Annotated in this window: 15 protein-coding genes; 4 read left to right on the forward strand and 11 right to left on the reverse strand. The window is 50.2% G+C overall.

Annotated features, from left to right (window positions below):
- Positions 1-18: 18 nt before the first annotated feature.
- Positions 19-705, forward strand: a complete 687-nt coding sequence (locus JIN87_RS04335; protein WP_200354299.1) for a metallophosphoesterase family protein — start codon at positions 19-21, stop codon at positions 703-705.
- Between the two features lie 74 nt (positions 706-779).
- Here JIN87_RS04335 and JIN87_RS04340 read toward each other — a convergent pair whose 3' ends face one another.
- The 4 genes from JIN87_RS04340 to JIN87_RS04355 form a co-directional block, all read right to left on the reverse strand.
- Positions 780-1,337 carry a hypothetical protein gene (locus tag JIN87_RS04340; RefSeq protein WP_200354300.1) on the reverse strand — a complete coding sequence of 186 codons (558 nt, stop codon included), beginning with the start codon at positions 1,335-1,337 and terminating at the stop codon, positions 780-782.
- Positions 1,330-2,022 (reverse strand): hypothetical protein, encoded by a 693-nt coding sequence (locus JIN87_RS04345; RefSeq protein WP_200354301.1) that lies wholly within the window; start codon positions 2,020-2,022, stop codon positions 1,330-1,332. Before JIN87_RS04345 ends, JIN87_RS04340 begins: the two co-directional genes overlap by 8 nt.
- 196 nt (positions 2,023-2,218) lie before the next feature.
- Entirely contained in the window at positions 2,219-2,707 is a 489-nt protein-coding gene (locus JIN87_RS04350) for a tetratricopeptide repeat protein (protein WP_200354302.1), read from the reverse strand.
- Complete coding sequence (locus tag JIN87_RS04355) at positions 2,700-3,053, reverse strand: CHC2 zinc finger domain-containing protein (protein ID WP_200354303.1); 354 nt, start codon at positions 3,051-3,053, stop codon at positions 2,700-2,702. The genes JIN87_RS04350 and JIN87_RS04355 overlap by 8 nt, the downstream gene beginning before the upstream one ends.
- A 265-nt stretch (positions 3,054-3,318) precedes the next feature.
- On the opposite strand from JIN87_RS04355, the gene JIN87_RS04360 reads away from it, so the two are divergent.
- Positions 3,319-3,858, forward strand: a complete 540-nt coding sequence (locus JIN87_RS04360; RefSeq protein ID WP_200354304.1) for a hypothetical protein — start codon at positions 3,319-3,321, stop codon at positions 3,856-3,858.
- Positions 3,859-6,113: 2,255 nt separating this feature from the next.
- Here JIN87_RS04360 and JIN87_RS04365 read toward each other — a convergent pair.
- The 4 genes from JIN87_RS04365 to JIN87_RS04380 form a co-directional block, all read right to left on the reverse strand.
- The gene (locus tag JIN87_RS04365) at positions 6,114-7,334 is read right to left on the reverse strand and encodes a hypothetical protein (protein ID WP_200354305.1); all 1,221 of its coding nucleotides are present in this window, start codon (positions 7,332-7,334) and stop codon (positions 6,114-6,116) included.
- Positions 7,331-7,840, reverse strand: coding sequence for a hypothetical protein (locus JIN87_RS04370; RefSeq protein ID WP_200354306.1), 510 nt, complete (start codon positions 7,838-7,840; stop codon positions 7,331-7,333). The genes JIN87_RS04365 and JIN87_RS04370 overlap by 4 nt, the downstream gene beginning before the upstream one ends.
- 298 nt (positions 7,841-8,138) lie before the next feature.
- Positions 8,139-8,987, reverse strand: coding sequence for a hypothetical protein (locus tag JIN87_RS04375; protein WP_200354307.1), 849 nt, complete (start codon positions 8,985-8,987; stop codon positions 8,139-8,141).
- 74 nt (positions 8,988-9,061) lie between these two features.
- Complete coding sequence (locus JIN87_RS04380) at positions 9,062-9,475, reverse strand: hypothetical protein (protein WP_200354308.1); 414 nt, start codon at positions 9,473-9,475, stop codon at positions 9,062-9,064.
- 1,029 nt (positions 9,476-10,504) lie between these two features.
- Between JIN87_RS04380 and JIN87_RS04385 the strand changes: the two genes are divergently transcribed.
- Entirely contained in the window at positions 10,505-10,894 is a 390-nt protein-coding gene (locus JIN87_RS04385; protein WP_325176366.1) for a carboxylesterase family protein, read from the forward strand.
- A gap of 32 nt (positions 10,895-10,926) precedes the next feature.
- Complete coding sequence (locus JIN87_RS04390; RefSeq protein ID WP_200354310.1) at positions 10,927-11,199, forward strand: hypothetical protein; 273 nt, start codon at positions 10,927-10,929, stop codon at positions 11,197-11,199.
- A gap of 576 nt (positions 11,200-11,775) precedes the next feature.
- On the opposite strand, the gene JIN87_RS04395 is transcribed toward JIN87_RS04390, so the two are convergent.
- The 3 genes from JIN87_RS04395 to JIN87_RS04405 all read right to left on the reverse strand — a co-directional run bounded on the left by JIN87_RS04395 (position 11,776) and on the right by JIN87_RS04405 (position 18,547).
- Positions 11,776-13,560, reverse strand: a complete 1,785-nt coding sequence (locus tag JIN87_RS04395) for a right-handed parallel beta-helix repeat-containing protein (RefSeq protein ID WP_200354311.1) — start codon at positions 13,558-13,560, stop codon at positions 11,776-11,778.
- 236 nt (positions 13,561-13,796) lie between these two features.
- Positions 13,797-16,712: a TonB-dependent receptor plug domain-containing protein gene (locus JIN87_RS04400; protein WP_200354312.1), complete on the reverse strand. Its 2,916-nt coding sequence runs from the start codon at positions 16,710-16,712 to the stop codon at positions 13,797-13,799.
- Positions 16,713-17,017: 305 nt separating this feature from the next.
- On the reverse strand, positions 17,018-18,547 hold the full coding sequence (locus JIN87_RS04405; RefSeq protein WP_234033235.1) for a sulfatase: 1,530 nt from the start codon (positions 18,545-18,547) through the stop codon (positions 17,018-17,020).
- Positions 18,548-18,591: the final 44 nt, after the last annotated feature.

The following is an 18,591-nucleotide window of genomic DNA, read 5'->3' on the forward strand; positions in this document are numbered from 1 at the left end:
GCCAACTTAAATTAGAATATGAATAAAAACGGCAGACTCTGGGCGATTGGCGACATCCATGGTCACCTAACTGCACTCGAAGCACTCATTGACGAGCTCAAATTCCGCAAACAGGACACTGTCGTCGTTCTGGGCGACATGATCGACAGGGGGCCCGATAGCTATGGTGTAGTTGAAAAGCTAATATCTCTATCCAAGAGGACCAAGTTAGTCTGCCTGCGAGGAAACCATGAAATCATGTTAGAGCGCGCAGCAACTGATCGATCAGCCGTACCATACTGGCTGAGCTTCGGAGGCGGCGAAACGATGGACTCCTATAAGGCCAAAAGCCTTGATTCCATACCCGAATGGCACTGGGACTTTTTCGACAGGCTTCTTCCATATTGGGAGAGTGAAAACGAAATCTTCGTGCACGCCGGCCTGAATCCCGACCTGGAATTACACGAGCAGAGCGAGGAAGTACTCGCTTGGGAGTTTTTCACTGAGCCGCAACCGCACAGGAGCGGAAAACGTTGGATCTGTGGACACAGCCCACAACGCGACGGAATCCCGGCTTACTTAGGTTTCGCGACCTGTATCGACACATCCATTACAGATGGTGGCTGGCTAACATGCCTCGACGTGAACACAAATACATACTGGCAATCGGACGAATGCGGGAACATCAGGACAGACAGCCTCAAACGGGTGCCTGGATCAGACTAGTCTTCCAGAACTGAGTGGCTAGGCAAATAGAGGACGCCGGAATCCCGGCGTCTTCTATGTGATTCGCAATTGCGTTAACGAATCTCGTTGCTGCCGTCCCCTCTCAGGAACCGTTCCTTGGGCTCTGAGTTCCCCAGTTCGCCAGCGGCATAGGCTCTGAGAAACTCCTCGAAATCCGGATCGCGGGCTAGTTCGCTTTGCAAATCCGGGGTTTCTGCGATCGACTCCAAAAAGTAGATACGCGCTTCCTGCAGGCGTTCTGACGCCACCAGAGATCTTAACGATTCCAGGCGGACTAGCGGGTCATCACTGCATTGGACCTGGGCGCTTCGCGCCGCTCTCAACGACAGCAGACGCTTTTCGGTGCGCAGCAGCCCCAATATCAGGCATGCCCACCCGAGTGAGCATTTCTTACCGCGGTTCTTCAGGGCCTCATGCCCGAAATCGACAAGCGCGTGCCAGTCTCGCCTGACAATGAGGCACTCCCTCATCATCTCGATAGCGGGATCCAGATATCCGCAGCGCTTGAAATGCTCTCGGACCTCTACAATGGCATCCCAGGTTCGACCAAGCCTCAGGTATCCTCTAGAACACCCCAGGTAGACTTCAGAACTCGAATTCACGTCATCCATCAACTCGGCTCCTTTCGTTCGCGCTATCGATTCCAAGTGCAATCCGTAAACCACGCAGGACGTCCGCTGGCGGATCCGGCAACTCAAGGATCTTCAATCGCGACTCCACTTCGGTGGTGAGATCCACTCCATTATACGCCAGTCGACGGCCCTGTTGAAAACCGTCCAGGACAAGGCGCATCCCGCGCTCTGGGACTAGTGACAGGAAATCGCTCCAGCCGCCTAGCGCCTTGACCAAAGCGAGTTCCGAAGGATTGAACCCGAACGCATCTGCAAAACGATCGACCGTCCAGCAGCGCTCCAGGTCACCATCCTCATCCACCGTTACAAAGTCCACGCAATCGGACAGCATGGCCAGATCCTCGATGTTCGAGGAAAATACTAGAGTTTCAATTCCATCGCTCTTCGCTAGAGTCACCAATGTGTGAATACATATGGACGGAATCTTGCCTTCCACATAATAGGGCAACCAACCGATAGATGCGGCGATCGAGGACTGTCGATCTCTCCAGCCTCGGCTTTGCTCGCCGCCATCGAACACGACGACATGTTTCGAGCGAGCATGCTTCGATTTCAGATCCGTCAATACACGCAACAAATTCAAGTCGTCGTAGCGATCGGGCCTACCCGACGACGGATAGAACAGAGTCGCATCTAGAACAATTAGTTCATAATTTTCGTTCATTTCTTTTTCTTATATATATTTCGGATACACCTAGCATCTCGTCCTGAGACGCATTCCAATCAGCGCACCCGTTCAAAGACCCACCCTCTCGAGGATGGAGCCAGGCAGCCAACGGCTGGCTGGCCTTCATCAGCTAAAAACAACAAGGCCGCCTCTTGCAGAGGCGGCCTTGCCGTGTCGGTGAACACCGGAACTACTACAGGCTGGACGATGTTTCCACGTGCCGCCAAACGCAGCTGAACTCGCGATCCAGCTTCGCTGCCTGCAGCATCTTGGGATCAGAGCGTATGGAGCGACATAGAGCTAGGGTCGCTTGCGCGATATCATGCGTACGTATTCGATATCTGCAGACCTCGAACCAAAACCCTGCGTCCGAATCGTCCAATACCAGCCCTCGCTGCAAAACCTCCTTTGCCTTGTCGAGGTGGCCTATGGTCATCAGGCCATAGGCCCACCAGCACCAGGCATACAGGGCGTTGCCTTTCAGGCGCAGGGCCAGAGCTTCGCCGTAAAGAGCAAAGGCCAGTCGGTCTCCAGCTTCAACAAGAGTTTGAGCCACAAAACGGTGGGTCCGTTCGTCATCCATCCTGGACGGATCAACCCCTTTGAGCAGATCCACCACACCAGGAACGAATTCCCCTTCCGGAAATCCGTTAAGGCGATCGTGCGGGATTCCACTATTCATTTTCGTCATCGAACGGCAGGGATTCCTGCTCGCTGTATTTGTCTATCAGATACTGAAGATCTTGCTTCCCGATACGGGCGAGCTCCTCCACAGCCTGGACGAATCCCATGCGACGAGCTCGACGCAGGTAGTCAATCGCATCGCCGCGAATCCCAGTCGATTCGCAACGGAATTTCGCGCGTTCATTGTGCACGCGAATCTTCCCCTTATTCTTTGCAGGGAACGGGCTTTCTCCCACGAAAACGTCTTTGCCGTCTTCGCGCAGTTCCACGTGTTGGCCGATCACAGTCGCGATCGGCACCATTTGTTTCAGCGATTCGATCGCTGGTGTAGGAATATATCCCATTTTTATTTCTTTCTTTATCGTTTCCACAAAAAAGCTCCGCAACCTGAGATCAGATTGCGGAGCGCAGACGACGGGAAACATTCACCGTCTAATAAAACGTATCGACATCTCGGATGTTCGAATCCGCATCGATGGAGGCTTTGCCTACTTACCAAAAGGTTGATCCCAATCGACCTTTCCCCAGGAGCCGAAGGCCAAAATTTTTTCTCCATTTTTTGGATACATATTCTATTGACCACCTCTCAAAACTTGCCATACTCAAGGCATGCAAAGCTGTTTCATAGATGAACTGGAAAAATCGAGGGACGCGATTCGCAAGCTGCCCCTCGAGGACATGCTACGACGCTATTTCCCAAATCTGATCCGTCTCAAGGAAGCCGAGGATGAGCGAGATATCGAAGGGTCCGACCTTTTGGCGACACTACCCCACCGAGAGGTTGGAATAGACGTGAAATTGAGACAGACAGATCCTCGCGAGCGAGGCACGGACGATCTGGCTATTGAGGTAAGCAGCGTGTACGAGAAGTGCATTCCCGGATACCAAAACAGTAGAGTGGATTATCTCCTTTGGGTGTTCGAAACGACACAAAGAACAGTGCTCATCCCATTCAGTCCATTCAAAGCACGGTACGAGCAGAACATAGCCGAGTGGGCCTATTGGGGAGAGAGATTTAACAAAGAGACGCTTTTCCGAAATGGCCAACGGTACCATTCAACCTATTGCATCGTGCCGTACTCGGAACTCGCAGATCTAGTGATAAGCCAGCAAAGCGCCATCCCGACCCAGGACAAAAACCGAGAGTGAAGGAGCAATCCTCGCGAACGAGTTTCATAGTCGAAACCCCACCCACAATTCACACAACTAGGTTCTCAGGTACAGGACGGGTCGGACAACGTCCGATCAGGCCGGAACGGACAGGGAAAAACGCCATCCAAATCAGTAAGACTCAACTAATCGTACGTCCTCATTCCACGAAGCGGAACGAGATGCGTACCTAAACCAACGTTCGCTGCAAAAAGAGGCTCGAGACAATGGAATCCTGATTAGCGTTCACGTCTCCATTTCCAAGACTGCGCTTTAGTTCTACGGAGACCAATGGTCTGCGTTCTTTTCCATCCTCGGAAGTGCCAATCTCCAAACTGACCCACACAATTTCCACGAGCGAAATAGCAACGGAGAACCTCCTCCGAAAAGAGCCATCCCACGTGACGATAGGACCAGCGATAGATGGACTTTCTCTCCTCTTTTTCCCTAAACCTGGAAAGGAATACGCCCACAATTTTTTGAGTTGCAGCAAAGCCTATTTCAACAGTCCAGAGCCCACTAGATAAGGGGCGTCGCACATAGACTGCCGAGCCCCATCCGAAAGGGTCTGTCCCATGGCAAATTCGACTCCGTGAGGCGTCTCCTAGAGAACCAACACAGCTCTAGAAAACGAAGAGAAAAGCCGCCACCTAATTTGTAGAGGACGTGAACTCAGGAACTCGCATTACCCGGTCTGTTTCACACCCGAAACCACCAAATCGAAAGCCGGATATAATGCGAATAACCGACCCTAGGGATCCACCTTTCGATACATCTCTAGAGGCGATCGGAACTCCATGAAATGCAAGGGAGTTTCTTCGGGGATAGTGATGAAGAATCCAGGATGGATTACATTGGAAACCGCATTGGAAAACTCTCTCTACCATACCCAGGAGCATCATTGAAAAGGACACACGCACCCCACCAAAATAACGCTCTGCGATACAGGTTCCCGTCACCAGAAAAAGTATGTCGCTTCCTCAGTCCGGATTGCTCACCTCAAGTAGAAAAAGCAAGTGGGAAAATCACCTTGCGAGCCGAGGAATACACTGCCTTGCAAGGGGTCGTCGGACATTAAAAATCCCACGAATTCAGAGGCACGATTGGCTCGCGATCCGACCGTCCGCAGCAACCACGGCGAACCCCGATTCGACTGACCACTCAATGGGAAAAAACAACGGGATAGTCGCCCTACGCGCGGCACCCTACCGCACAATAATTCCTGCTCGAGATCAGCGAAATGCCAAGCGGGAATCCTGTCAGGACGAAGCGAAAAACCGCAGCCTAGCCCCCTAGATGAATACCCCTCCGACAGGGCTCAGCTTACAGTACTTTCGGAGCTCCCTCTGCGTGGAAAAAGAGCAGTATTCGCAATTGAATATCGAGAGCGTCGAATGGCTCCTAGGAGCCTGAATTCAAAGCCCTCCTTTCCACAGATATTATGCCCAGCAAGCCCTAGTTCGACCATAGGAAATTCACTATGGCTTTTCCGTTTCCGCGTGGCTTATGAGTATTCGAAAACACAGTCCTCCTTCGAGAGTGCACCACCAATAAAAACGCGATCCCCCCGACGGTCTAGGACGCTGAACACAAAGCTGATTTGTTTAAGATCCCGCTTGTCTCGAGAAAGGAAATACAGCTTCAAAAACCGCCCTTTCGATCTCGGAAAATCGGACCACTGGCGCACACTCTAGAACCTTTAGGCGCACCTAAAATTATCGAGCCGGCCGATCCGGTTCGGAGGGGTTGAGCGATAGAGATAATAGGGTCGAGAATCACTCCATCCAAGACAGTCCGCAATCCAGATTATCCATACAGCTTAAAGGGCGATTCCAATCCGAATCTCCACCGTGCCGACAGGCCATGATTCGGACCTCCTCAAGCAGGTGAAAACGAGGTCGTACCCCTTCAATAGCTCGAGAGAATCGAGCCTTGCACGACCTCTATCAGCGGTGCCCTGTAGGCATCCAATCGATACAAAAATCACAACGCGAAACGGGGTCTGGGAGCCTCCCAGCCAGCCCTAACGCATGTGACCTTTCCGGCTCAACGACACACCCAATTATTGTGGGATTGTCACCGGAAGCGTAACCGTAAGTGTTACTGTAAGTGTCACCAGTTAGGGTAACTGGCCCCTTCGGGGGCCCGAGTAGAACTCGGGAGCGCGAATCTCCCACTAGCGTGGCGGAGAGAAACCGGTTCTCGCACGCAGCAAGTGGCTCAGCGAAGAGAGGAAAAAGAGGCAGGGAATCGCATCATTCGCGAGACAAATCCCTCGGCTTCGAACGGGCAGCGGAAACGTCTTTAAGAGCCTGGCGAATCGATTCAAGTCTTTCACGCTGTAGAAGCTCCTTCTCCCGCTTTTGGCGGTCCGCCTCGAGTCGCTTTGCTATCGCCGCAGCCTTCTCGTCTGCTCGCTCCTTTTCGTACCAAAGCGAGACAAGAAGATGCTCGTAGCGAAAGATGATCGGCTTAGGCGCTTTCTTCTCTTTCTTTTCGGGTTTTAGGGGAGGAGAAATCTCCACCCAAATTCCAGGGGGTCCTTCGAAAGCTGGAACGGACTGTTGAGCAGCTTTTCCCTTCGCCCTAACGCCATCGATTTTCGAGCTAGGCTCAAAGGATCTGTCCATCGTGAAACTTTGTACCTTACCGTCAATTTTCACCGACCAATTCTTACGCTCTAGGCGCTTCTTTAGGCTTTCGGGATCCAGGTAGCTAGCAAACGTTCCGAGCTCCTTCCATATTCTCCGAACAAGATCACTCCGAAACCGCTTCGCTCTCTCTCGAATTTCCTTGATGGTAGGGAGAGGATTTTCGATGCCTCGATTCGCCCTTTCAAAATTGAGTTCGCTCACGAGCCGTTGGCTTAGGTTTAGCATCGCTGTACGATAGTTTGTGTTAACCGTATTTTTGACGTTAGTCACCCTAAGACCGACCGGAAACTCGATACCATCCCGATTCTTAAACCTTCGCCTTCCCAGCACATCGCGAAGCGTTTTCTTTCCGAGCATAAGTTCGCTTCGCCTCGGACGAAAATAGGACATGACAACATGCAGCTCGTCACGGATGTTCGCTCCAGTCCCTAGGTGCCAAACTGCAACAGCGGGAGCTCCCTCTGCCAGGGTTTGAAATACCTCACGAACCACCTTGCTTCTTTCCTCCTCATCCAACCGGGCCTCAGGATGGGGACACACCACTACATGCTCCGCGATTTCCCCATCCCAGCTTCCGGGTCGGTTTCCATCCACCTTTACGTTCTGATAAATCCTAGATTGAGCATCCACCAACCGTGGGAATTCCTTGTACAAACAATGCTGCATCTTAAGCGGGCCAATCTCGACATGCGCATGGTTTCGATGGCTAGGGTTTTTCAGGTAATCTAGTAGAGCCTTGACCTGCCCAACAGTTAGCAGGGCAGGTGACTTATCTGCAGGACCTTTCGGTCGTACCTGGTATTGGCACTGTTTGATGATCATTCGCCGCTCCCCTTCAGCGGGCTCCCATCAGTCAATAGCTCCAACAATTGGCGAAGGATTTTCCGATCCAAATCCTGCGAGTCAACGTGAGCAATCAACTTCAAAAGCGCTTCCCTAGTCCAGACATCACTGTCCAACCGAATGTAGCCCCTCAACAATCCAAGTTCCTCTTCGATTGTTTTACGTAACTTGGATACAGTTGCCATCATTTCCCGCCAGCGGACCATATCCTCAAACGATTGAGGTTGAACACGGTCCACAAGATTGAGGATCTGCGACTGGCTGCCCTTAATGTTCTCAAGGGACTTCTCCAACAGCAAAAGCTCATTAGAAGATGGAGGAACTCCTGTCCAAGTGACGAGATCTTGGGAGCTGTAAAATACGAAAGCTATCTTCAGAATTTCTCTAATAGCGTCGGTATCCCCAATGTTTTTATCTGCTGCAAAATCCTGGATACGCTCCAATAGCGCTCCCCCAAGGCGAAATTTGAATCCTTTCGATCCCATAACTATTTCTCCGGTGCACTAGACGAGGAGGTCGCCCTTCTCGGAACAATCGATTGAGTCAATCGCCACTGTCGATGGTTGATAGCCAACTCGGAATTGACCATCAGATCCAGGCTGCAATCTGCGGATCGTATGGACGGGCTCTTGGGCCGAGTTATCGTTTGGATTTCTGCAATGCTGGATTATGACCATGCAAAAAGAACCGGCAGGCCACCCCTAATCCTTTAGCTAATCACCGCGCCTAAAAGGGCGCCCTTTTGAGCGCCGAAAATGCAAAATCAAAAAAAGACCGGCTCGGTCAATGGGATAGAACAGAGCGAAGCGCCCGCTTCACCGTACGCTTTGCATACGTCTCCTCAAACCGTGAGGGCACACAACGGGCATATATCGCCTCCAACCTATCCTTATGGCGCTCATTCACCGCAGAAGGTTCCTCCCCTTTCCGAATTTCCTTCCGAGCCTTCTCCTTGGACCTATCCTCCGATTTTCTTCGACTACGAAGCGCAGCTTGAAAGGAAGCCGACCTAATCTCGAACACATCAAATCGAAGTCGATCTTCTATCCCGTAGAATTTGACGACACCTCCCCAATCCCCACCTTGGCTAAGAAGTATCCACTTCAACACTACCCAAGTCCATTCATCGAGAGAATCAACCGAAAGATCCTCCAACTCGTAGACGCATTCCTCAAATTCTGGCCACCCTCGCTCCCACTCCGGCAGGCTGAGATCGACTTCTGGACGAGCACCTGAGCGAATCGAATTCGCCATTTCCAGAAAACGAAGAAGCAAAAGATTGAGGCTGTGGTGCTTGACTTTATTTTGAACGGGAAGCCGAGACGATAGCTGAAGTCGCCTTACTCGATCCTGAATTGCAGACAACTGCCCCAGCCCTCCCGCACTCTGTCCCTTCACGGGATCATGAGTCTTATAGAAAAGAACCGGCCAAGAAACGCTCTCTCCAGCTATCTCGCTAAGTGTTGCGATCTCAGAATCCTCCATTTGCTCAACGTATTCACAGGCCAACGACGCTATGCACAACAACTCACGGAGCCTACGAAGCCTGTGAACCTCTTCTAATCGGCTGTCCTTCAAGACAATCGGCAACACCAAATCGCTAATGTATTCTACTACATCATCTACATCCATATTCCACAACTAGGCATTCTATCTCTTTTTCATTATCTGGATTCGATTCAATAAACACTGATGCGGGGGTTCCTTCAACTGAGCGGTACTACAAGGTGAGCGGAGTAGTTGCTGAAGTGCATGTTCAACAAAGAACGAATACTCGTTTTTAACTCCCAATGAGAACCGTCATCGATACCCCCATTGATCCAATCCGTCAGGCAAGCGCACTTTGAGTATATTTCTAGATCGCCCCCTTCGTTTGTCGCATACGCAGGAAGCAAGCAGTGCTCCAGCAGTTTAAGCTCAGCCTCCTCGACAGAATCAACTTCCTTTCCAAACTGAGCCAGACGGGAAGTGCTAGCTCGCTTGATTCTGCCAACGAGGCACCCGATACCCTCGCGGAAGAAAACCTCCAAATGAATTTGCACTTTATTTTCAGAGTAGTCCGCAAGGAGAGCCTCTCTGGAGACACAAAACTCGGAGCAGGCAGCATCCAGATGTCTCATTGGATCATGACAATCCGAAATAATCGACTTGGTCCTCGCACGCGATAAGCGCTCGGGCGTATACTCAGCTTGATATATTGTACTTAGGACAATATTGAAAGTATCTTTCCTTACGGCGTACGACCTGCCCTTCGAGAATTTTTCAATAATGTAGCATATACAAAGCCAACCAGTGATTTCCTTCTCGACGTTTTGATCACAGACAAACTGCTCTGTCCAATCATCCTCGGTTTCCTCAAAAACGTCACCACACCTTTCCACCATAACGCTGATCGCTTCCGATACAGGTTTAGGAAAGAACTCATGCCTTGCGATGGTACCACATGCGATAGGTCCATCACTCGAAGTATTGATTAAATTCGTTTTTATGTGAACCGACTTCCCATCCTCCGTCTTGACCAGATTATACTGTCTTGAGTCAAAGGAGCTTTGTTCAACTTCCTCGAATTTGTTCGTATTCAGATTCCATACAGTGATCATAGCCCTAAGGAAACGGTCAGCGATAGATAACCATGAATACATAAACGCGCTTCGATCCAATTAACAGATCAACGCCACATTCCAATAAGCCGATTTAATAGTTCGACTTTCCGATCGCTCGCCAAAGCGACAAACATCCTATCGTATCCATACTTATTGTACATTCAGTAAAACTAACAAAGGATACATTCGGCGTGACTCTCAAATCCGCATGCCAAGAGTTTTGATCATCTTGGTTTTAGTTTGCGGCCTATCCAACGCCACTAAATTACAAAAATTCGTTGGCGACTTCTTTGAGAAAGGCTTGGTTTGGTACTCGCATAAGCTGCACTCGTAGCCGACTAGGAGCGAAGGGATCTCACGCTCTCGAGTCGCCCAGCTCCTTCAACTCGCACAGCTCCCAACTGAGCACAAACGTCAGGTTGAGAGCAACAAGATCAAAATAACCAACCAACTCAGAGAGCGACTGATAGAACGACGATGATCCGCTAAAGATTCACCTGAACTTTACGATCCGAGTCCGAAGACACTTCGTAGGCTCGCCTCCCCATCGATTCCAACAGGATCGATCTCACCGGCGTTAGCATGGGCGGTTACGGCAGCTGGATGTTGAGCACCCACAATCCCGAACACTTCGCTGCTATCGTTCCCATCGTTGGCGGCATCGGGCATGGTGGCCCCCAAGAGGTAACGCCCGATCTCGACCAATGGGCATCCAACTTAGCCAAGGTCCCCGTCTACGCCTTCGCCGGAGCTCTAGATAAAGTCGTTCCTGCCGAGCGATCCGAACGCATGGTCAAAGCTATCCGCGCCGCCGGTGGCCAAAAGGCCAAACTTAAGATCTATCCCGATGCCGGACACGAAGCTTCTCGCCTCGTCTTCTCCTCCGCGGAGTTCTACGACTGGATGTTCTCACAACGAAACGTCCGAGCCCGCTAACGTCTCCCCTCAAGCGAACACCAGACTACGTCATGAAAAAACTGATACTTTTAGCATCTTCACTAATACTGACAGCACAAGCGGCTCAAGCGAACCCAGATCGCTTCAATTACCTGATTGGTACGCATTCAATTGGCTCGAACTACCAGTTCACTGACAAGACCCGGCTGGTCGAAACAGCTGAGGTAATCCAAGACATGGGTTCGAACATCATGAAGTTCAGGCTCGGGCGCAGTTTCTCTAAACGGAACTCCGCAGGCCCCAATCCCGGCAACTACAAAACGCTAACTATTCGTGTTTTCTAACGTTTGGCCTCCCGAAAAAGATCGGAGATTCGAGACGGATAGTCCTACTGATCGGCCTTCTTACTCTTGGTCTTCGCCTTAAGAGGTCCTGCCTCAGACCATTCCCAGCGGTCATCATGCCATCTCAGCGGAAGCATTCGAGCATTCCAACTCCTCCGAAGCGACCGTCCCTGCAATCGCCGGTGATATTCCTGCTTGGGTTTACGCATCTATCTGGAACAGCTGTAGTCGCTGGGATTTCGCCAAAACCTAGAGCATCACTAGCTTCTTTTACGCAAAACTTGATCTCTTCAATTCGATGATGAGCAAAACAGTGTTTTTTCTCAACAGATCGCAGAATAGCACCTTTAGATAGACTACCTGTCGGCCCATCATTCGCGAACTCCTTGGCCTCCTATGGTCACTTTAGAACAAAGTACTGCTCCTACAAAAGGAGCAGCACTATCATCATGAAGTCAATAAGCTTGGGGGAAATCGATCCTTCAATTTTCGAGCGGGAAACCCCATACCGCCTCCAATGCCAATCTCTGTACTCTCAAATAGAGCGCCCAACCCACCAGAGCAGAGCAACACAATTCAATGCCTGACGAAGGCTCCCGATTCAGTTGTAATCTGGACCGCCTGGCCGTCACCGTCCCTGTTGATGGATCCGGACGCAGCGTTATAGATATTATTGGTAGTGCCCAAGGTGACATAGCTCACGTTACGCGTCCAAATCAGGGCCATGTTGTTTATCGAATAGTCTGAACCTCTGGTCGAGGTGAGCTGTCCATGGTCGAAAAAGTCGTTGTCACGCACCGTCACATTACGACTGCTTTGCAGCTGGATATAAGGACCAACTGAATCGGAAATCGTATTCCCTGTGATCGTAATGCCATCGTACCCACGAAAACCCCAATCGTGGTCTGCGATAATCGTCGTGATAGCCCCAACAGCATCCTCTCCGTTTAGAGGCTGGCCCCATTGTACTTGAGAGAGGTCATTATCGCTTATCAATACGTTTTCGGATACCGAGCCCTCGCCAGAAAAAACCACACCGGAGCCAGCCTCCGCGATCAACATAATCCCCGCCATAGCCGTATGATGTATGGTGTTATTAAATATCGTGCCATTATCGCCACGAGCAAGTATGCCCCTGGCACGCGTATTCGAAATCGTACAATTCTCGATAAAGAACGAGGGGGCTGCATGCGTGAGATCCTGAATCCAGCTTTCCGCGGGTATGGTTACGTTGCTCGTAAACGTCAGCTCGTACTGCCAGGGAGTAGCGGTAAGAATGCCCTGAGAGGGGTTCTTGAACTGCCCTGTAACCGTCTCTAGAGCATCTGCGGCAAGAGTATAGGTCAATGGGTTCGAGTAGCCTACCTTAGGCGGTGTAGAGCCGTCCACCTTGTAGACTCTCACGGAAGAACCAGCCGTATAGGTCGTGCGAAACGGCAAACGGGTTTCGATGGTCACTTTGTTACTAGCCTGTGCCCCGGTGATCACCTTGATAATCGTTCCGTGCACAGCCACGCCATCGTCGCCAAGGTGGGATATTGTGCAGTCCTTGATGCTGGGACCAACCTCCGATTGGCGGGCCACGATGCCGCCCGCATTAACAGAGCGGCCGTTCGTTCCAGCTGGCACAATTTGTATTCGCTCATATGAATTTCCTCCCGGAGACCGCTGGTCGTGAATCGCCAAGCCTGGAGAGGAATGGATGGTCATGTCGTGTAGGTACAGGTCCTTGCATTTCTCCAGAGCAATTGCATGCGAGTCTCCTGCAGAAATCATCGCCGGCATAGTGAACAAATCCCCAACCGCCATGGTGTCGTTGGCCGCATTCTTGAACGTAAGTTCGTAATCGCTGCCTCCTAGGGCGGCAATTTCAGTGACGTAGCGAGTGCCGCTTCCCAGTTTCAGGTTGCCGTCACTGGAGTTTGAAACGATGCCACGGCTGATTCTCTTAGGGTAAAAAACGCCATCATAGGTGTCACCAAAAACGCCTGTGGGCACGGGTTCGGAACTCGGTACCATATCTACGACCATGCTAAGCCGATCAGTCGCGATCGAAGTGATCGTGCCTTCAAAAAAAGGAAGCGGATCGTAGTTGATGACCGGCCCCTCCAACTCGATGTTCGTACACTCCTCAAAACGGATTGCGCTCGTCCAATCCTGATCTTTCTCGATTACGATCGAGACTCCCGTACCGTCCAGTACCACGTGCTCGACATTGAAAAGAGAGATCGCAGGCGAGTCAGTCACTTGATACGTTCCCGGAGTGAGTGTTATCGTAAGCGGATTGGCAGCAGTTGGAGTAGCCCCAATTAGAGCCGTGTCAATCTGTTCCTGAAGCGTCTGGGCGCTTAGCGAAGCCATGAAAACTGCTGAACAAAAACATAAGAATATCGATTTTATATATAACTTCATTTTACTTTTGGTTATTCGAGCAAATAGGAAAGTCTCCGCCAGGCAGGCAAAAGCATCAGACCTCAGATTAGGCCAAATGATATTTCTCTATCACCTTGGCTGCCGCTCGCTCAGACTTAAGGTTGAGTGTCTCGGCAAAAAAATGGCCCGTCGAAAATAGACGGGCCACTCTCGTAAATCGGCCTTTAGAGCTCGAGCGTTGCTGTCAGAGTAAAGGTACGCGGTGCGCGTATCTGCTGGCGGGTATAGTACGGATTTCCAGTCAAGTCATCGATCGCTTGCCGCGGGAAGGTCCCATCCTTGTCGAGGAGATTTCTGACATTGAGCTGCAACTTCAAATCGCGATCGAATACCTTAGTTTTATAGGAGGCGAAGGCGTTTACATTGAAGAGTTCCTCACCCTCAAACGGCCTGCTCGAGTCAACGATGGAGTTCTCATCAACCGCGTAGCCGATTACGTCATTATCCTCCCAAATGAAACCTCCACCGAAACCAAAGTTCTTAAGAGGACCTTCTTTTACATTGTATCCGGTATTGAATACAACTTTCCATTCACGCTGAGCCAAAGGAGCAGTCCCTTCTAGAGCATGCAGGTCAGCGATATTTTGAGTCAATATATCCAACGCGTCACCAACCGTCTGGTAATCCTCAGAAGCAACGCTTGGATCAAGAGCTAAGCTTCTATTTGCTTCCCATGTCGAAAGATTTTCAGCGATATATAGATCCGTGCGCGGCAACCTGGATGAAATCGTTGTCTGAACCTTGTTAATAGCTAGGCGGGCACGCCAATTGCCCGTAAGGTTTGCTGTAGCCGTAAATTCATAGCCAGTAGACTCGTCATCTCTGAACGTATTGTATCGTGCAGGGAGTTCGCCTCTACTAGGATCAATTGCCTGCCACATTGCGTCAACTTCAGGCGAGATGAGACCTCGTAGATTATTTTCGGTCGCATTGTTAGATGACGTTGTGTACCGCACCAGAGATGTAGAGATCTTATCCTTTAGAAAACTGGCTCTTACGCCGAAGTCTTCCGTCTCGCCTAAGGTTGGAGGAGATATCGTGTCGAAGATATCTGGGTTCAGTGACGACGCGGATATCAGCACATCAGAATAACTGTAAGTTAAGCCAATGTTCATTGTCGGCTTGAAGACCGCCGAATAAGTATTGGTGGTATTATCAGTCGCGTTAACAGCGCCTAGCGTACCATAATTTACCGTTCCATCCCAAACTACAGATTTATCTGCTTCGAAGGGGTTTCCACGAAAATTCTCCCCGACGAATATTCCTTGAGAGGTTTTTGGATAGACTACGCCTTGCGAAGTCGTGTCATCTTCACGTTGTCCAGCTGTAAGGATAAGACGTTCGTACCCCTTCTCGGACTTCCACAAGAACCCCTGAACCGCGGCGACTTTGGTATCACGAGTATCAACGATATTTCGCGATGTGCCTCTACGTACCCAACCACTGCTTATACCTGGATCGTCGATCAGATTCCATGTGTCAGTGTAATAAGGAGACGCGTTCGCGCCATCTGGCGTAATATCGGTGTCGAGGTAAACTCGAGTTCTGATTCTGTTGCCAGGGTTGCTAAGGTTTCCGCCTCCTGCTTTTCCGATGGTATTGGCGCGAACGAACAGGCCAAACAAATTCCTCTGGCTTCTGTCCTCATACATGCCCATGAGGTTATATCTACCAAGTCCAAAGCCGAATAGCTTATTTTCGTTCAAGTCTAAATCATAGGATACGACGCTGCGGAAAGTGTCTGCCTTTGTCAGGCTAGCGTTGAAATCATGACGCGACATTTCGATGTAAGGCGAAAGGAAATTCGGATTGCTCTCTCCATTTGGCAACTGCTCGTTGGGATCAATATGAACCGCTAAGCCAGGGAAGGAATTAAGAGCGTAATATTCAGTCTCGGCATGGTTATAGGCCACCTGCAACTGAAGATTATCGAGAATCTTTTGATCCAAAGAAACGGTGAAGTTCTCCCAATCCAGTTCCCGAGAACGGGCTTCTCCCATTAATTGAACTCCATCTATATCATAGATCGCAGTTTCATCGGTGAAAGACGTTTTGCGAATATCGTTTTGCTTTGGATGCCCGGCAATTTCAAATTGCTCGCTTCTCCCCATGCCAACCCAGTTCATGGCTGGGACAGGAGTTCCTCCAGCAACATTAACGTAGTAGCTAGCCTGTCGATCCAATCCACTGCCAAGCGACTGATTGATCGGATCTTTAGCCTCCGCTAACGTCGGACTGCCGGCGTTGAGCCACGGCGTCACGGCATCGTAACTGGCTGTCGTCCAACGAAAAACCGTATCTTCGGATCCATTCTCAATAGTAGTGTTAACGCTTGTCCCCTCAAACGGCTTCCAAGTCAGAGTTCCGTAAATCGCCTCCCGCTCGTGACCTGCCGGATCGAGAAACTCATCGCGATCGTCGCTAAGCAAGGCAACACGCATTGCTAACTTATCCTCAACCAGAACGTTATTGAAGTCCAATGACGTACGAAACGAACCGTTGCTATCGGTACGCAGCTGAAGGGTAGTCGGTTGATCGCCGAACACTGGCTTTTTAAGTGTCGCATTAATAACGCCACCAGGAGACCCAATCCCATATAATATTGAATTCGGGCCTCTCGCCACTGTGAAGTTCGTAGTATTGTAGCTATCTATCGGAACTTGAATTCTCTCGAAAAAGTCTAGCATCGTTTGATTACTCGCGAAACCGCGAGAAACATAAGGCGTCTGAAACCAAAACTCATTTTCGAACTCGCTTTGACCGCCGCTGTTTTGCCATGTGCTCACACTCGCCACCATATCCAAAGAATCATACATGTCCGACGCGCCGAGATCCTCTAGAAGCTCATCTGTCAAAACGTCTATCGACGCTCCGACATCGCTTAATTTACTACGCATTCTCGATCCTGACAGGGTCTGCGTCGCCGTGTAACCAACTTCTGAATTCGCCTCTATAACAAATGGAGAAAGCTCGAATACGTCTTCATCCGCATCTTGAGAGGAAACGTTAACTGCAAAAACAGGTACGGCCGCTGATACAGCAAGCCTCATACCTAGAACTCCGTAAGGTATATTCTTCATAGAAATGTGGGGTGGGTAAGGTTGTTAAGGTATATAGTTTGTTCGCTCGTCCTTTCATTATGGATATTCATCCTATAATTAAGAAGAGCCAAATAGATGCTTCTAGTAGCTTGAGCCTGGATTAGATGAAATACATCGGGTTAGAGCAACCGCTTACGGTGTCGTTAAAAAGTTACGTAACTCACCAAGTCTATTTAGGCCACGTGGAAGCTCGAGGCGAACGTGCGGTCGCCTGGAATGCCACAGCAGCAAGCGAGCTGCGACCCTGTCGCTCGATCCTGATCTCTTGTCAACGACAGCAAAATTCAATAGGCAGATTCGCTGGGAAGCGTTGGGCGATATTCCTCGCCCTCTTTCTCTGGGAAGAGGGCACCTAGAGACTCTAAACTTTCTATCAACCCCTCCATCATCTCTTCCAACCTACTTGGATACACATTCGACAGATTATTAGATTCTCCTACGTCCGAATCTAGATCGTACAGTTCGTAGTGACTATCAAGATCGTTCAACTCGGGAAAGTAGTGATAAACCACCTTCCAGCTTCCTTCCCTGTAGGCTGTGAAATAGTGATCTGTTCGATGATGAGGAAAGTGGGATAAGAAAACATCTCGACGCCTCGTATCTCGCTCCCCGCTAAACAGTGTTTTCAAGCTTTGTCCGTCCACAAAATGCCCATCAGGCACCGGTGCCGAAACCAAGTCCACGAGCGTTGGAAAGATGTCGAAACAGGCAGCCATTTGAGTTTGCACTTCCCCGCGAGCGATCGGCAACCGCTCCTGCCAAGGATTATCAGCATCATGCTCTCCCCAAGCAGCGATAAATGGGACACGTACTCCTCCTTCCCACTGGTTTCCCTTCCTCCCCCTGAATGGGGAGCTCGATGCAATCTCCCCGTCTTTCCCAATTGGAGAATGGGTTCCATTGTCGCCAAGAAAGATAATCAGTGTGTTCTCCGCAATTCCCCTGTAGCGGAGGTGGTCCACTATGCCCCCCAGGGACTTGTCCATCCCCTCGATGAGTGTAGCAAATGCCTGTGCTGGTTTGCTTTTGTCCGATTCCGAATAGTTTCCTGCAAACCGAGGGTCAGAATCAAATGGAGCATGAACCGCGTAGTGCGACAGATACAAAAAGAACGGCTTCCCCAACTCAATCGACCGATCGATTTCATCTTTCGCCTCTAGAGTGAGAGCTTCCGTAAGGAAAATGTCAGTACCATGGTATTTCTCCAAATCTGGTACGTGATTAATTCCCTTCCCAAAGTTCTTCTTACCGTAGTAACTCGCTGGAATTCCTGAAGAATGTCCCGCAACATTCACATCAAACCCCAGACTAACGGGATCCTCCCCTGGCACGCCAAGAGGACCAAAGTGCCCCTTACCTATATGGATCGAACGGTAGCCAACAGCACCTAGAACACGCGGCAGAGTGACGTCTCCCTCAGCTAAGCCAGTCCAGCCCCAATCTGGAGGTCCATACTCTCCCCCATTATTACTGACTGGCCTGATATAGTTCGTTGTCTTATGCCGAGCCGAATTCTGACCATTCATTATGGATGCTCGTGTAGGCGAACACACCGTATGGGCAGAGAAGTCGCTAAAACGAATTCCCTGTTCAGCAAGTCGCTCCATATTCGGAGTTCGATACCAATCATTTAAAGCATGCCTTACAGGTCTACCTTCCTCGTCGACCAAAAACGGTAAGGACGTATCCATTACACCCATATCGTCGACAAGGAACAGTACGATATTCGGCGAAGAGCCATCATCCCCTCCCTGAAGACTCGCAACCAAGGTTGTAAGAACGAGGAGAGCAGGAATGAAAACGTTTCTAAGCATCTTCACTTCGAATTCAGAGGTTCGCAAACACTAGATGGCACGCC

The organism is Pelagicoccus mobilis, from assembly GCF_016595505.1.
Classification (GTDB): Bacteria; Verrucomicrobiota; Verrucomicrobiia; order Opitutales; family Opitutaceae; genus Pelagicoccus; species Pelagicoccus mobilis.

Coding starts and splice junctions, on each gene's coding strand:
- JIN87_RS04345 (WP_200354301.1), bottom strand. CDS start 2,022: ATGAACGAAAATTATGAACTAATTGTTCTAGATGCGACTCTGTTCTAT.
- JIN87_RS04340 (WP_200354300.1), bottom strand. CDS start 1,337: ATGGATGACGTGAATTCGAGTTCTGAAGTCTACCTGGGGTGTTCTAGA.
- JIN87_RS04390 (WP_200354310.1), top strand. CDS start 10,927: ATGAAAAAACTGATACTTTTAGCATCTTCACTAATACTGACAGCACAA.
- JIN87_RS04395 (WP_200354311.1), bottom strand. CDS start 13,560: ATGGCTTCGCTAAGCGCCCAGACGCTTCAGGAACAGATTGACACGGCT.
- JIN87_RS04375 (WP_200354307.1), bottom strand. CDS start 8,987: ATGGATGTAGATGATGTAGTAGAATACATTAGCGATTTGGTGTTGCCG.
- JIN87_RS04355 (WP_200354303.1), bottom strand. CDS start 3,053: ATGGGATATATTCCTACACCAGCGATCGAATCGCTGAAACAAATGGTG.
- JIN87_RS04370 (WP_200354306.1), bottom strand. CDS start 7,840: ATGGGATCGAAAGGATTCAAATTTCGCCTTGGGGGAGCGCTATTGGAG.
- JIN87_RS04400 (WP_200354312.1), bottom strand. CDS start 16,712: ATGAAGAATATACCTTACGGAGTTCTAGGTATGAGGCTTGCTGTATCA.
- JIN87_RS04380 (WP_200354308.1), bottom strand. CDS start 9,475: ATGAGACATCTGGATGCTGCCTGCTCCGAGTTTTGTGTCTCCAGAGAG.
- JIN87_RS04360 (WP_200354304.1), top strand. CDS start 3,319: ATGCAAAGCTGTTTCATAGATGAACTGGAAAAATCGAGGGACGCGATT.
- JIN87_RS04405 (WP_234033235.1), bottom strand. CDS start 18,547: ATGCTTAGAAACGTTTTCATTCCTGCTCTCCTCGTTCTTACAACCTTG.
- JIN87_RS04365 (WP_200354305.1), bottom strand. CDS start 7,334: ATGATCATCAAACAGTGCCAATACCAGGTACGACCGAAAGGTCCTGCA.
- JIN87_RS04350 (WP_200354302.1), bottom strand. CDS start 2,707: ATGAATAGTGGAATCCCGCACGATCGCCTTAACGGATTTCCGGAAGGG.
- JIN87_RS04335 (WP_200354299.1), top strand. CDS start 19: ATGAATAAAAACGGCAGACTCTGGGCGATTGGCGACATCCATGGTCAC.